The 13,589-nt window shown below is 48.3% G+C and carries 12 protein-coding genes, 1 tRNA gene and 1 pseudogene; 9 read left to right on the plus strand and 5 right to left on the minus strand.

Going from position 1 to position 13,589, the window contains the following annotated elements:
- Positions 1–40 precede the first annotated feature (40 nt).
- Both GGR41_RS12825 and GGR41_RS12830 read right to left on the minus strand, forming a co-directional pair.
- The gene (locus GGR41_RS12825; protein ID WP_167662240.1) at positions 41–406 is read right to left on the minus strand and encodes a hypothetical protein; all 366 of its coding nucleotides are present in this window, start codon (positions 404–406) and stop codon (positions 41–43) included.
- 156 nt (positions 407–562) lie between these two features.
- Positions 563–1,054 carry an acyl-CoA thioesterase gene (locus GGR41_RS12830; RefSeq protein ID WP_167662254.1) on the minus strand — a complete coding sequence of 164 codons (492 nt, stop codon included), beginning with the start codon at positions 1,052–1,054 and terminating at the stop codon, positions 563–565.
- A gap of 286 nt (positions 1,055–1,340) precedes the next feature.
- Between GGR41_RS12830 and GGR41_RS12835 the strand changes: the two genes are divergently transcribed.
- Both GGR41_RS12835 and GGR41_RS13285 read left to right on the plus strand, forming a co-directional pair.
- Positions 1,341–1,661: a hypothetical protein gene (locus GGR41_RS12835; protein WP_077733722.1), complete on the plus strand. Its 321-nt coding sequence runs from the start codon at positions 1,341–1,343 to the stop codon at positions 1,659–1,661.
- Entirely contained in the window at positions 1,661–2,881 is a 1,221-nt protein-coding gene (locus GGR41_RS13285; protein WP_167662241.1) for a PqqD family protein, read from the plus strand. The genes GGR41_RS12835 and GGR41_RS13285 overlap by 1 nt, the downstream gene beginning before the upstream one ends.
- A 3-nt stretch (positions 2,882–2,884) precedes the next feature.
- Here the strand turns inward: GGR41_RS13285 and GGR41_RS12845 are convergent.
- Positions 2,885–2,974: transfer RNA gene (locus GGR41_RS12845), tRNA-Ser, on the minus strand.
- A gap of 162 nt (positions 2,975–3,136) precedes the next feature.
- Between GGR41_RS12845 and GGR41_RS12850 the strand changes: the two genes are divergently transcribed.
- Entirely contained in the window at positions 3,137–3,919 is a 783-nt protein-coding gene (locus GGR41_RS12850) for a 3-hydroxybutyrate dehydrogenase (RefSeq protein ID WP_167662242.1), read from the plus strand.
- Between the two features lie 14 nt (positions 3,920–3,933).
- Positions 3,934–4,716, plus strand: coding sequence for a peroxide stress protein YaaA (gene yaaA / locus GGR41_RS12855; RefSeq protein WP_167662243.1), 783 nt, complete (start codon positions 3,934–3,936; stop codon positions 4,714–4,716).
- On the opposite strand, the gene GGR41_RS12860 is transcribed toward yaaA, so the two are convergent.
- Positions 4,682–6,988 (minus strand): FUSC family protein, encoded by a 2,307-nt coding sequence (locus GGR41_RS12860; RefSeq protein WP_167662244.1) that lies wholly within the window; start codon positions 6,986–6,988, stop codon positions 4,682–4,684. The genes yaaA and GGR41_RS12860 overlap by 35 nt on opposite strands.
- 227 nt (positions 6,989–7,215) lie before the next feature.
- Here GGR41_RS12860 and GGR41_RS12865 point away from each other — a divergent pair, with 227 nt between their 5' ends.
- The 5 genes from GGR41_RS12865 (at position 7,216) to GGR41_RS12885 (ending at position 13,196) form a co-directional block, all read left to right on the plus strand.
- Positions 7,216–8,184 (plus strand): TAXI family TRAP transporter solute-binding subunit, encoded by a 969-nt coding sequence (locus GGR41_RS12865; RefSeq protein WP_167662245.1) that lies wholly within the window; start codon positions 7,216–7,218, stop codon positions 8,182–8,184.
- 81 nt (positions 8,185–8,265) lie between these two features.
- Positions 8,266–10,287 (plus strand): TRAP transporter permease, encoded by a 2,022-nt coding sequence (locus tag GGR41_RS12870; protein ID WP_167662246.1) that lies wholly within the window; start codon positions 8,266–8,268, stop codon positions 10,285–10,287.
- The gene (locus tag GGR41_RS12875) at positions 10,284–10,718 is read left to right on the plus strand and encodes a DUF1850 domain-containing protein (protein ID WP_229711244.1); all 435 of its coding nucleotides are present in this window, start codon (positions 10,284–10,286) and stop codon (positions 10,716–10,718) included. Before GGR41_RS12870 ends, GGR41_RS12875 begins: the two co-directional genes overlap by 4 nt.
- A 27-nt stretch (positions 10,719–10,745) precedes the next feature.
- On the plus strand, positions 10,746–11,993 hold the full coding sequence (locus GGR41_RS12880) for a CaiB/BaiF CoA transferase family protein (RefSeq protein WP_167662247.1): 1,248 nt from the start codon (positions 10,746–10,748) through the stop codon (positions 11,991–11,993).
- A gap of 6 nt (positions 11,994–11,999) precedes the next feature.
- Positions 12,000–13,196 carry an acyl-CoA dehydrogenase gene (locus GGR41_RS12885; RefSeq protein ID WP_167662248.1) on the plus strand — a complete coding sequence of 399 codons (1,197 nt, stop codon included), beginning with the start codon at positions 12,000–12,002 and terminating at the stop codon, positions 13,194–13,196.
- An 89-nt stretch (positions 13,197–13,285) separates the two neighbouring features.
- Here the strand turns inward: GGR41_RS12885 and tnpA are convergent.
- Positions 13,286–13,506, minus strand: a pseudogene (gene tnpA / locus GGR41_RS12890) (IS200/IS605 family transposase); the annotation flags it as partial.
- Positions 13,507–13,589 lie beyond the last annotated feature (83 nt).

The raw sequence follows: 13,589 nt of genomic DNA on the forward strand, positions 1-13,589 counted from the left end.
GTTAGTAAAAAAGCTGGCGTCAGGCCAGCTTTTTTATTTGCTAAAGAGAAGGGCGTCGTAAGACAGGGTAGTCTTTGGGCATAGGCAGCATCAAAGGTTGTGTTTTGCTGTCTTCGTCCAAATACACAGGGTGACGTTTTGGTCTGGCAGTAAGGTTGAGAAGTTGAATGAAAAGAAACAGCCAAACAGCACAGGAAACCACCTTTGCAATTAAGCCGTTGAGGCTGCCGTACCCGGCTTCGGGTGAGGCCGCAATGCCTAAGAGACTAGCAAGGCTAGGAAACGCGCCAATTAGCTCAACGAATAAGTTACCCGGTAGAGTAAAAGCAAGACGCAGATACTCCCAGATACCTACTGAGCCCGACGCTTGAAGGTCATAAAACCACTGTAGCGATTGAATATGCATAATAGACTCCTTAGAAGAAAGCCTGTGAACATGCACAAGAGACAAAGGACACCATGTCTCAATTCAATATAGAAGTCTTCACTAAAGTTGGCAAGACTTTGTTGTTTAAACGTTATCCCTAGTTTTGCTTGGGGGATGGTTTGGTAGGGTAATGGGTCAGGATGAACTTAGGTTGAGAAGAGCTCTTTGGCGTTGCTCGATTTCTTGTCGTAGCTCGCGACGCATTTGGGCGGCCTGATAACGTCTTTTTTCATCTTCGGTTTCAGGTACCAAGGCAGGCACAGCCACTGGCTTTTTATCGTGGTCGTCCACGGCGACCATAGTAAAAAAGCAGCTGTTTACGTGTCGTACAATACGATGACGAATGTCTTCCGCGATGACTTTTATCCCAATTTCCATCGAGGTCTTACCTGTGTAATTAACACTGGCTAGAAAGGTAACTAGCTCACCTACATGAATAGGCTGCTTAAAGGTCACTTGATCTACACTAAGCGTCACCACATAACGGTTGGCATAACGACTCGCGCAGGCATACGCCACTTGATCTAAGAGTTTAAGGATAGTGCCTCCGTGCACATTACCTGAAAAATTCGCTGTATCCGGGGTCATCAGCACACTCATGGTTAGCTGGTGAGTGGGTAAATCAATCAAGGCAAGCTCCTTGGGCTAAAAATAAAAGACTGAGCTTAACACTGCTTAGTCATAGCAGAAAATAGATAAGCAGCCATAAACGTAACTGGTAACGCCTGCTGAAACAATTTTACAGTGATTAGCGGTACCTTATAGGCTCATTAATTCCGTCCTCGTTATCTTTCTATTGAGGTATGCCTATGAATTTACACGATAGGGGTATCTATTTTGCCATCATACCTAACTGCTCTGATCGGCAAGTCATTCAACCAAAGGTAGCGTAGTTGTAGTTAAAGGTTTTAGTATGTCAAAAAAACAAAAGAATGAACTCAATGAAAAAGAGCAGCGTCAACGTCGGCGTCGTTTAATTGCTAGTATAGGGGTTGGGGTATTAGGGGCTTATGTAGCACCTACTCTTTTTACAGTGGGCGAAGCACAGGCCCAATGGCGTCATCGACGTAGCTACTCGCGTCCTAGCTATTCACGTTATCGTTATTCGTACTCTTATTCCTACTCGGCTCCTAGCTACAGAGTATTACGTCGCGAGCGCAGCCGACTGCGTGATTATGCAGATGACCCATTACTTATTATTGAAGATGCCATTATTGGTTCACGGAAAGACTAGTGACAGAGTCAGTAGTTGATTTGTACTTGCCGGGCATTGGCCCGTGTGTACGCATCATTCATGCCCCAGAGGTAGTCGCTGCTTTCAAAAAAGCTTTAGCTGGGTGGACAGCTTCGTTCGTTGCTCCGCAAGAACCACCACCGCCTTTCTACATTAAGAAAGATGCAGAAGGGCTCTGGCAAGGAGAGCGCACCACACCAGATGAGTTTTACATCCCCTCAGCCACCTCGGCAGTATGCAGTATAGTGGGTGAACTCATAGGCTATTACCTTGAGCTACAGCCTGAGCTTTTAGGTCTGCATTGTGCAGCGGTAGAGATCGCGGGGCGTTTGGTGTTATTTCCCGAGGACAGTCGCGCTGGAAAAAGCACGTTATCGGCGGCTTTTATGGCGGCGGGTTATCGTGTTTTTGGTGATGATGTGTTGGCATTAACTGCTCAGGGCGAGGGGGTAGCCATGGGCGTGGCTCCGCGGTTACGCTTACCCTTGCCTACGAGTTTTTCTGCTGAGTTTTCTGCTTACTTAGCAGAATCAATACGTCTGGCCGACGATCGATATGGGTTTGTATTACCGGTAGATGCACCGTTGGCACCACACGCTGAGCGTGCCCCAGTGAGTACAATTGTCTTATTAGAACGGTATAGCGATGAGTTAATCCACACAGAGCCAGAGCTTATTCGTTTGCCTGTTGGCGAAGGCTTGCTCCAGCTGTTGTGCCAAAATTTTGCTTACGAGGCCTCTGGCGAAGAACTCATTGATTTTCTATTACCGTTAATGCAGCATAGCTCATGCTATTTGCTACGCTATGGTGAACCACTGACCGCAGCTCGTTATGTAGCGCGTAGCTTGCAGCAACCCGCTGCGGCAGTACACGCCGCAAGTTTACTCAACCCCTCGCTTGCTGAACAAAGCGCACTAGGCTTAGGCGCTCGGTCTCTTATGACGCTATGGGAGCCGACTCAAAACGTAAGTCGCTATGAAGTAGGAGAAGAACTGTTTTTAATTCAGACTCGTAGTGGCGTCATTCATCGCTTAAATAATACAGGCAAAGCCGTTTGGCAGTTATTACAGCAAGAGCCGCTAACTGGACAGGAATTAAGTGAGGTGTTGGCTGAGTCTTTTGATGTGGATCTAGCGCTTGTACAAAGCGACATACCACCGTTGTTGGCTGCCTTAGAGCAGGCGGAGCTGATTGAAATGCGACAAGACGCAGCAGAATAAAAATGGCGGGCAGGGTGGGATTCGAACCCACGATACGCTTGCACGTATACTGAATTTCGAGTCCAGCGCATTCGACCTCTCTGCCACCTACCCGCACGCTACTTTTTTATGTCTAAAAAGTAAGATGCCTATTCTATCAGAGTTTAATAAAAAAAGACCAGCGCTTTGTGTGGCCTAAAGCAGTACCGTCACCCAAAGCAACGCGCTACACTAAGCAGCATGACAATAAGTTATTGCTAGCTCTCGGAGAAATACATGCTTACAGATAAAACAGCCGTGGTAACGGGTTCTACCAGTGGAATAGGTTTAGCCATCGCCCAGCAATTGGCTTCTCAAGGTGCCAATATTATTTTAAATGGCTTTGGGGAGGCACAAGACATAGAAAAATTACGTGTGAACCTCGAGCTGCAAAATGATGTCAAAGTGCATTACATTGCTGCAGACCTAAGCCAACCCGAGTCAGCTCGCCAGTTTATACGTCAAGTCATTCAACTTATGGGCCGCCTAGATATCTTAGTGAATAATGCCGGCATTCAGCACACTGATCGCATCGAAGCGTTTCCCACCGAGCGCTGGGATCAAATTATTGCTTTGAATTTATCCGCTGTGTTTCACACCACAGCCGAAGCGTTACCGCAAATGCAAAAACAAGAATGGGGACGCATTATTAATATTGCTTCCGCGCATGGCTTAGTCGCCTCAGAGCAAAAAGCAGCGTATGTGGCAGCTAAGCATGGGGTTGTGGGGTTAACCAAAGTCACCGCCCTAGAAAACGCGGGTCAAGGCATTACGTGCAATGCGATTTGTCCTGGTTGGGTGCGTACGCCTTTAGTCGAGGCACAAATAAAAGCCCTAGCAGAACATCACCAGGTGGATATTGAAACCGCCGCTCGCCAGTTGCTAGCAGAAAAACAGCCATCCTTACAGTTTGTGACGCCGCAGCAAATTGGTGGGGCCGCCGTCTTTTTGTGCTCGGATGCCGCACAACAGATGACAGGCGCAACCTTGTCTTTAGACGGTGGTTGGACGGCTCGCTAACTAGAGGTTTTATTATGTTATTTGTTTTATCGCCTGCTAAAAAGCTTGATTACGACACCCCAGTACGCACCACGTTATTGACTCAGCCTGTCATGGTGCCCCAAGCCCAAGCACTCATAGAGGTCTTGCGCACCATGCCAGCCGCAGAAATCCAAGCCTCAATGAAATTAAGTGATGCGTTAACTGCGCTGAATGTACAACGTTATCAAGATTGGCAAACCCAGTTTAGTTTGGCTAATGCGCGTCAAGCCGTGTTGGCCTTTAACGGCGATGTCTACGAGGGCTTACAAGCTAATTCGTTCTCTGACACACAGCTCGAGTGGTTACAACAGCATGCATTAATTTTAAGCGGATTATATGGCGTACTGCGTCCTTTAGATTTAATGCAGCCCTATCGCCTAGAAATGGGCACGCGGTTAGCCACCTCAAAGGGTAAAAACTTGTACGACTATTGGGGTAGCCAACTAGCGCAGTATATCAATCAGCATTTTGAGCAGCACCCCACCTCGCATCCTTTCGTGGTTAATCTAGCGTCAAATGAATACTTTAAAGCGGTGGATACCAAAACATTGACGATTCCAGTGGTGGAATGTGTTTTCCAAGACCAGAAAGGGGCTGACTGGAAAATCATTAGTTTTTATGCCAAAAAGGCCCGTGGCTTAATGCTGCGCTACGCCGTTGAGCACCAGTGCACCACGCCCGAAAGCTTAAAAGCGTTTAACTACGAGGGCTATGCATTTGCTCCCGAGGTGTCCTCGGAAACTAAACTGGTGTTCCGCCGCCCCGAACCGAGTTAAATAACCGCCTAAACTGGCCTGGGGCAGGTGGGCCAGAACTAAGTGCTAAGCCTTGCATGTCTTGACGGATCAACTGCGAGGCTTTCATCATTTGGCGTAATGGGTACGCTAACATGGCCAGTTCGCCCTCGGTCTCTAGGGTTCCCACAGGGGGCGCATCAAGATTATTGAGTTCACGCTCAATGAATACAATGGCATTGTTTACCTCTGGGGGGATTTCCCCTAACGAGGCTAAAAGCGGTATGGATGCACTAATTTGCGAGGCCAATACATGGTTTTGGCTAAGCAAGTTATTTAATATCGCCACATTATGTTGATGTGAGCTGGGCTCATTCATCATTCGATAAAAACCTGCAGAAAAATTACTAAAACTCACATGCACTTGCCGTCTAGCTAATTGCCATTGCGTTTCCGCTTCAGTGAGATCGTGGGCAAGCTTACTAATCGTATCAGCACTGAGTGCTAAAGCTTGTTCATCATAGGTGCTCGTTGTGGCTGCTGTGTACTGCCGATTGAGCTCTGCGTAATACAAGCCTGTACGTAAATAGTTCTTGTTGGCTTGTAACGCATTTTGAGCAGCACTCGTCATCGAGTTCGACTCCCACCACGGTAAAATATAACTGCAAATCAAGGCAATGGCGCACCCGATCAAGGTATCTACAAAACGCTCTCCAATAATAAAACTGCTACTGCTGTGTAAGAACTGAAAAGCAATCAAAACGAAAATAGTATTAAACAACGCAGAAAGCATATAGTTTAAGAGGGTTAGGCTATTACCCAAGATGTAGGCCAGCAACAATACGACTAAATACACCTCGCTGTTCGAGGTGGCTTGCAGCAGTAAAAACGTAACTACACAGCCTAAAGCGGTGCCAACTAAACGGTAGGTATTGCGTTGTTTAGTTAAAGAAAAGCCCGGTTTCAAAATCACTAAGCAGGTCATAATAATCCAGTAACTATACGAAGTGAGGGCGTTCAATATTTCGGTTTGTGGGGAAAAATACGCCACTATAGTCGGTACAGTTAAACTCAATATGCACGCACAGCTAATACGCACTGCATATCTAAAGGTAGCCGAGTTCCAGCGTAAGTTGCTGGTGAGCATACCAAATCGGATTTCATCTCGTGATAAAAAGCGGCTAAGCGATTTTTCTAAGTATTGATCAAGCGGAATGTCATTGCTAGGGCTGCGCGTTTGCGCTGCCATATGGTTAATGAGTTTTTGAATATTGCGTAGCCTACGCACAATCTGGACGAGCAATGCATAAGTTTCGGGCTGTTCTTTGTTGAACTGATTTTTTTTATACCGCTCAAGCTCGTATTCTAAAGCACGTATTTCTGCTTTAGCGCTCTGAAGGGGTGGGGTGGTGCGGCGGCGCGATATATTAAGGGCAATATGCCCAACAGCCAGACCCATTTGATAGAGCGCATCATGAGTAAACAATAAAAAATCGCATTTACCCATACTGCGACGTAAGTTAATGTAATCAGTATGACTGGCCACTAACGAATCACGTAAGCTTTCCATATTGACGTAAATCGCAAGCATAGAAAGACGGGTAGACTCTGCGTTACCGGCTCCGCCTTTAGGAAGCTCACGCAATACCATATCGCGTGCCGCTTGTTGGGATTCGGTCATTTCTGCTTGAATTTGAATGAGATGACGATACGTTTCATCCAGTTCAGTGTCAGTGTCATAGAATTTGGCACGCTGCTGCATGTAGGTGGCAGTAGAAAATAACGCCACAGCTAAGGTACTGCGCTCATCTTGGTAAAAGAATACACGCCGAAACAGCAGACTGAAAAAAAAGTAAAAGAAGGCGCCAGCTGCAGAGGTGGCGGTGTGCACAAAGACTTCGTCTGGGCTCATGGGGTAACGCAATGTAAGCACCATCAGCAGCAAGCATGCAAAGCCAATGAGCCCTCCGCGTTTTCCATACACATTCAGCATGGAATAGCAAAACCCAAGCGTAGGTACGACTAGCCAGATAGCCACCGATGAGCTAGAGCTTAAACCGGTGATAAATACAGTAACGGTACCTAACACGGCCGCCCCAAGCATTTCATTTGTGCGATACCGCCGAGGCCCGCCAGCTTGATCCACAATCGCAACGCATAACGCGCCCATCGCCGTAATAATACCGAAGTGATAGAGCTTAAAAACACCACCTAAAACAATAACAGGCAACAGCACCCCAATAGACTGACGTAATCCAGCTAACAAATGATGACTGTAGAAAAAGCGCTGTAATCGAGGAGTAGGCAGAATCATGAAGCGAGTTTGGGTTGCTCTAGAAAAGATCCAGTATACCTAGGTGAGTGGCTTTTGCACTTATTTCAAGGGCACTATGATGGCCTAGATTGAGAAGCGGTTTGGGGTAATCCCGCCTTGTGACACAAAGCAATACACGGCAACGTATCAAAGAGGCGAAATCCGACCTATACGATAAGAAATAGCTATCTCAATCACTTGTGTAGTACCAATATCCGGAGACATATATGCGTGTGAAAAAATGGATTGTTGCTGCGGCCGTAACCAGTGCCTCAGCATTCGTAGCATTTTCAGGTAGTGTACAAGCCCAAAAGGCACAGTTTATTAATGTGCTTACCGGAGGACAAAGCGGGGTTTATTATCCGCTTGGTGTGGCCATGGCACAGCTTTATGCACAGAAAATACCTGGCGTTAAGGCCACGGCCCAAGTCACTAAAGCCTCTGCAGAAAACATGAACCTCTTACAAGCGGGTCGTGGTGAGGTCGCTTGGTCTTTAGCCGACTCCGTGTCTGACGCCTGGGAAGGTAACGAAGAGGCCGGATTCACCAAAAAACTCGATAAATTACGGGGTCTATCAGCCACCTACAATAACTACATTCAAATCGTAGCCAATGCAGATGCCGGTATCACCAGCCTAGACGACTTGAAGGGTAAACGCATTTCAGTGGGGGCGGCGCGCTCGGGCACCGAACTCAATGCACGCGCTATTTTAAAAGCGGCGGGTCTCAGCTACGACGACTTCGCTAAAGTCGAGTACCTGCCTTTCGGCGAGTCGGTCGAGCTCATGAAAAACCGTCAGTTAGATGTGACCTTACAGTCCGCTGGTCTAGGGGTGTCTTCTATCCGAGACCTGGCCACGGCTGTAAAAATCGTGGTGGTGCCGATTCCTAAAGAGGTAGTGGAAAAAGTTGGAAAAGCGGCGTATCAACCTGGTGTCATCCCAGCGAATACCTATGCGGGTCAAGATCAAGACCTCCCAACAGCCGCCATCCCCAACTTTTTAGTCACTCACTCTGATGTACCCGAGGAACTCGTCTATGAGATGACTAAAACCTTGTATGAAAACCTTGGGTCGTTGCAGTCCGCACACAATGCAGCCAAAGCCATCGAGCTTAAAAATGCCGCCAATGGCATGCCTGTGCCTATCCATCCGGGTGCAGAGCGCTACTACAAAGAAAAAGGCATCATTCAATAATACGCGCAAGCAAAACGGAACCAGGGCGGCTTCGCTAACCGACTAGAAGCCGCCTTTTCTGAGGCTGTTAAGGGTTTTTTAATGAATCTTGATCAAGAAAAATCAATGGATACACTGCCAAAAGCAGTGTTTGCTGTAGCAGTTCTGTTTTCTGCCTTTCAAGTCTATACGGCAGCATTTAGCCCCCTGTCTAGCCAAGTCATTCGCGCTATTCATGTGGGCTTTGTTATTTTGATGATTTTTACGCTTTACCCTACCTTTTTTGGGCGTCGTATTCCGTGGTTGGGTTGGCTATTAGGTGGTATTGGCTTTGTCTTTAGCTTTTACCATTGGGTGTTTGAGTCCGATTTAACAGCGCGTGCTGGCGAGATGACCTCTACCGATATGGTTATCGGTATTGTATTGATTCTCTTGGTTTTTGATGCCACGCGTCGCATGATGGGTTGGGCGCTGCCTATTATTTGTGCGTTATTTTTAGCGTATGGTTTGTTTGGCGAGTATTTGCCCGGCGCCTTAATGCACCGGGGGTATGGCTTCGATCAAATTGTCGGTACCTTAGGCTTTGGCACCGAAGGCATTTATGGGGTGCCCACGTACGTTTCATCCACGTATATCTTTTTATTTATTTTATTTGGCTCATTTCTTGAACGCGCCGGCATGATCGGTTTGTTTAGTGACTTCTCTATGGGCATGGTCGGTCACAGCCGAGGTGGACCTGCCAAGGTTTCAGTGGTGAGCTCGGGATTAATGGGCACGATTAATGGGTCAGGTGTGGCGAATGTGGTCACTACAGGCCAATTTACTATCCCGTTAATGAAGCGTTTTGGTTATAGCTCTTCCTTTGCAGGGGGGGTTGAGGCCACTTCCAGCATGGGCGGGCAAATCATGCCACCCGTCATGGGCGCCGTGGCTTTTATCATGGCCGAGACCATTAATGTCCCTTACATAGAAATCGTGAAAGCGGCCATTATTCCAGCGCTGCTTTATTTTTTTACTGTGTTCTGGACCGTGCACCTAGAGGCGGGTCGCAAAGGCCTTGATGGCTTGCCGCGCTCTGAATGCCCAGACCCATGGAAAGCGGTCAAAGAAAAGTGGTATTTGTTGGTGCCTTTAGTAGGGCTAGTAGCGTTACTGTTTTCTGGTTATACGCCCTTGTTCTCGGGCACAGTCGGTCTAGGTTTAACCGTAATACTCATTTTCGGCGCCGCTGTCATGAGCAACGTATCGTCTCTGGCGCTCCGGTATATTTTTTGGATTATATTGGCTCTGGCGTGTTCAGTCTTTATTCAAGTCGGGGTAATCAGTTTTTTTGTGATTATTGCTTTGCTGGTGGCGGTGTTACTTGTTAAAAAACATCGCGAACCGGTATTGCGCGAATCACTGCTTTCTCTAGCTGAAGGCGCTCGCCATGCCTTGCCCGTAGCCACAGCCTGTGCCTTGGTTGGGGTTATTATCGGCATTATCAACCTGACTGGCGTTGCTGCCGAGTTCGGTGGGCAAGTCATTGCGATTGGCCAAGACAATTTACTCTTAGCATTAATCCTTACTATGGTGACGTGTTTAGTGCTTGGTATGGGCATCCCCACCATCCCTAATTACATCATTACCAGCTCTCTAGCCGCACCCATCCTTTTAGACTTGGGTGTGCCGTTAATTGTGTCCCATATGTTTGTGTTTTATTTTGGGATTATGGCGGACCTGACTCCACCCGTGGCGCTGGCTGCTTTTGCTGCCGCACCGATAGCTAAAACATCAGGCTTAGCCATTAGCTTTCAAGCCTTACGCGTAGCCATAGCAGGGTTTATTGTGCCGTACATGGCAGTGTATGCACCGGCTCTAATGCTTCAAGACTACTCAAGCTGGCTCGAGGTGGCTTACGTCGTAGGTAAAGCGCTATTAGCTATTGTGTTATGGGGGGCAGGGGCAACGGGCTTTCTCTTAGGACGCTTGAATGCCGTCGAGCGCATCTACGCGGTACTCGCTGCTGCGTTATTAGTGTGGGCAAATCCTCTATCAGATCAACTCGGCGCCGCTGCCACTGTGATTTTAGTGCTTTGGCATGTATGGCGTATAAAACGAAAAGCAGTCGGTGTGGCGACATGAGCTGGATGCTAACCGTAGGGGTCTGCCTACAGTGGGCCTCTACCTTACCCGCACCCGTCACCTTTATTCCCACTAAAGACTTCACGCTTGCGTGGCAACACAGCATTGAAAAAGTTCGTTGGGAAGAGGATTACCATATTGAGCAGTCTCAACACGATCGGCCACCTCTTTTACGTGTTGGGCTGGCTCGGGTTCAGGGCTCTGCGGCGGGCATGGAGCCTCCTCCTAATGCGAAATGGCGAGCAGGCTGGTATGAGTATCAGCCCGAACCCAGCCATCAGCCTTTTTTGGCTTTAATGCGTTCCGAATACACCGCTGATTACGAGTGGTGTGAGCAAAATCAATGCCGACCTTTAGCTGATTACTTACCATCAGATGGAGGGGTGACGCAGCTAAGCCCTTGTCAGCACGGGGCTTGGGTCAGGCATTAATTCAGCGGATTCAATAGGATAATGACGATGAGCAGTTTACGTGCAGCACCTTTAACTGGACTACGGGTTTTGGATTTAACTCGTGTATTAGCGGGGCCATGGTGTACGCAAAATCTTGCCGACTTAGGCGCTGAAGTCATCAAAATTGAACGCCCCCATCAGGGCGATGATACTCGGCGTTGGGGGCCACCTTATATGCCAGATGCATCAGGTCAGCCGTCTAGTGAAGCCGCCTATTATGCGGCGGCCAACCGCAATAAAAAGTCGGTCACTATCGATATGGCCACGCCTGCGGGAGCCCAAGCCATCCGTGATCTTGCCGTTCAAAGTGACATTTTGGTGGAAAACTTTAAGGTGGGAGGGCTAAAAAAATACGGACTGGATTACGACAGCCTACGTCAAATTGCACCACGTCTCATTTATTGTTCAATTACCGGTTTTGGTCAAAATGGCCCTTATGCAGAGCGACCTGGTTATGATTTTATGATTCAGGGTATGGGCGGCCTGATGAGCATTACTGGGGAACAAGACCCCATCCCCGGGGCTGGGCCCCAAAAAGCAGGGGTTGCCGTAGCGGATTTGATGACAGGCATGTATGCCACCGTGGGTATTCTTGCTGCCTTGCATGAACGCAGCCACAGCGGACTAGGACAGCACATTGATATGGCACTCTTAGATTGTCAGGTGGCTATGTTGGCAAACCAAAATATGAATTACTTAGCTACCGGTCAGGCTCCAACACGCGCTGGCAATGCACACCCTAACTTGGTTCCATATCAAGTCTTTACGGTGGCAGACGGCCACCTTATTATTGCGGTAGGCAATGACAAACAATTTCAGGCACTCACTCGGGTGTTAGGTTGTCCAGAACTCGCCCAAGATGATCGTTTTGCAACCAATCCGCAGCGCGTGCATTATCGTGCAGAGTTAATTCCGTTATTGCAGCGACCTTTGCTCGAGCATGACCAAGCCTACTGGCAAACTCAGCTAGAGCAGGCCAATGTTCCTGTTGGCCCCATTAATACCTTAGATCAAGTGTACGCGGATCCTCAAGTGCAGGCGCGCGGCTTGAAAATCACCTTACCTCACTCGGTGATCGGCCACATGGATTCCGTGGCTAATCCTATTCGGCTCTCAAGTAGCCCCCTTCGTTATCAGTCAGCGCCTCCGTTCTTAGGAGAGCACACCGAGCAAGTTCTTAGCGAATTGCTTGGGCTGGACTCATCTCAGATTCATGCGGTGCAAGGCAACCGTCACGATTTTTTTAAGGAGTAGGTACTCATGGCAGCACGTCCTTCATTTCACTGGCAAGACCCTTTACTTCTTGATGCACAGCTCCACGAGGAGGAACGCATGGTGCGGGATGCCGCGTTCGCTTATGCTCAGGAAAAGCTTGAGCCTCGCGTACTTAATGCATTTAGAAACGAGCACACAGATAGTGAGATTTTTCAAGAAATGGGGGCGCTAGGTTTATTGGGGCCGACTATCGCTGAAAAATACGGTGGGGCAGGGCTAAATTATGTCAGTTATGGCTTGATTGCACGTGAAATTGAACGTGTGGACTCCGGCTATCGCTCTATGATGAGCGTCCAATCCTCATTGGTGATGGTGCCCATAGAAGCCTTTGGCTCTGAAGAGCAAAAAAACAAATACCTACCAAAATTAGCCACTGGCGAGTGGATTGGGTGTTTTGGTTTAACTGAACCCAATCATGGCTCTGACCCCGGGGCCATGGAAAGCCGAGCCACTCTTACCGCCGATGGGTCCTATGTGCTTCATGGTACCAAAATGTGGATTACTAACTCGCCCATTGCCGATGTCTTTGTGGTGTGGGCCAAGGTGGTGGGCGGTGATGACGACGGTAAAATACGTGGCTTTATCCTAGAAAAAGGCATGTCAGGACTCAGTGCTCCTACTATTCATGGCAAAGTGGGGCTACGTGCTTCTATTACCGGCGAAATTGTAATGGAGGGGGTCGAGGTGGGGGCTGAGCACATGCTGCCTCATGTAAGTGGCCTGCGTGGTCCTTTTACATGTTTAAACTCTGCGCGTTATGGCATTGCGTGGGGTGCACTAGGGGCGGCCGAGTTTTGTTGGCACACAGCACGTCAATACACCCTAGATCGCAAGCAATTTGGTCGTCCATTGGCTGCCACACAACTCATACAGAAAAAGCTGGCTGATATGCAAACAGAAATTACCTTAGGCTTACAAGGGTGTTTGCGTTTGGGACGTATGAAAGACGAGGGCACGGCCGCCGTTGAAATTACGTCATTGATGAAGCGTAACTCATGTGGCAAAGCCTTAGATATTGCGCGTATGGCCCGAGATATGTTGGGCGGTAATGGTATTTCAGATGAGTTTGGTGTGGCCCGTCATTTAGTGAACCTAGAGGTTGTCAATACCTACGAAGGCACGCATGATGTGCACGCATTAATCTTGGGCCGAGCACAAACAGGTATCCAAGCCTTTTTCTAATCCATCTCTATTTATCAAATCGCGCGGAAAACCCCGCGGTTCAGGGCGGAGATGAATAGCGCGGACGCGCTAGCGTCTTCGTATCCGCTTGGCGTCTGTTGTTGCTCAATGTCTTGTCGGACGATCTCGATAGGCGCACCGCCACAACTTCCGGCAAAGTAGCTCGGCGACCAGAGGGCGCCATTTCATAGTTTGTTGTGAATGCTCGGATACTGCTTTTTGCGAATCATCCGGCTTGATACGCCTTTCAAACTATTTACCCGTGCCGACACGGCGACCTTGGGGGATAGTTGACCAACAAGTGAACGTGCATGTTAAAAACACAGGGTCTACCGCGTCTAATGGCGTTGTTTTTCTTCATAGACTACGTATAATTTTTAGCATGAAACGATT

It is taken from the genome of Paenalcaligenes hominis, assembly GCF_011927625.1.
Classification (GTDB): Bacteria; Pseudomonadota; Gammaproteobacteria; order Burkholderiales; family Burkholderiaceae_B; genus Paenalcaligenes; species Paenalcaligenes hominis.

Bases quoted from the DNA above. Each gene is read 5' to 3' on its own strand.
- GGR41_RS12825 (WP_167662240.1), bottom strand. From the start codon at position 406: ATGCATATTCAATCGCTACAGTGGTTTTATGACCTTCAAGCGTCGGGC.
- GGR41_RS12835 (WP_077733722.1), top strand. From the start codon at position 1,341: ATGTCAAAAAAACAAAAGAATGAACTCAATGAAAAAGAGCAGCGTCAA.
- GGR41_RS12850 (WP_167662242.1), top strand. From the start codon at position 3,137: ATGCTTACAGATAAAACAGCCGTGGTAACGGGTTCTACCAGTGGAATA.
- yaaA (WP_167662243.1), top strand. From the start codon at position 3,934: ATGTTATTTGTTTTATCGCCTGCTAAAAAGCTTGATTACGACACCCCA.
- GGR41_RS12860 (WP_167662244.1), bottom strand. From the start codon at position 6,988: ATGATTCTGCCTACTCCTCGATTACAGCGCTTTTTCTACAGTCATCAT.
- GGR41_RS12865 (WP_167662245.1), top strand. From the start codon at position 7,216: ATGCGTGTGAAAAAATGGATTGTTGCTGCGGCCGTAACCAGTGCCTCA.
- GGR41_RS12870 (WP_167662246.1), top strand. From the start codon at position 8,266: ATGAATCTTGATCAAGAAAAATCAATGGATACACTGCCAAAAGCAGTG.
- GGR41_RS12875 (WP_229711244.1), top strand. From the start codon at position 10,284: ATGAGCTGGATGCTAACCGTAGGGGTCTGCCTACAGTGGGCCTCTACC.
- GGR41_RS12880 (WP_167662247.1), top strand. From the start codon at position 10,746: ATGAGCAGTTTACGTGCAGCACCTTTAACTGGACTACGGGTTTTGGAT.
- GGR41_RS12885 (WP_167662248.1), top strand. From the start codon at position 12,000: ATGGCAGCACGTCCTTCATTTCACTGGCAAGACCCTTTACTTCTTGAT.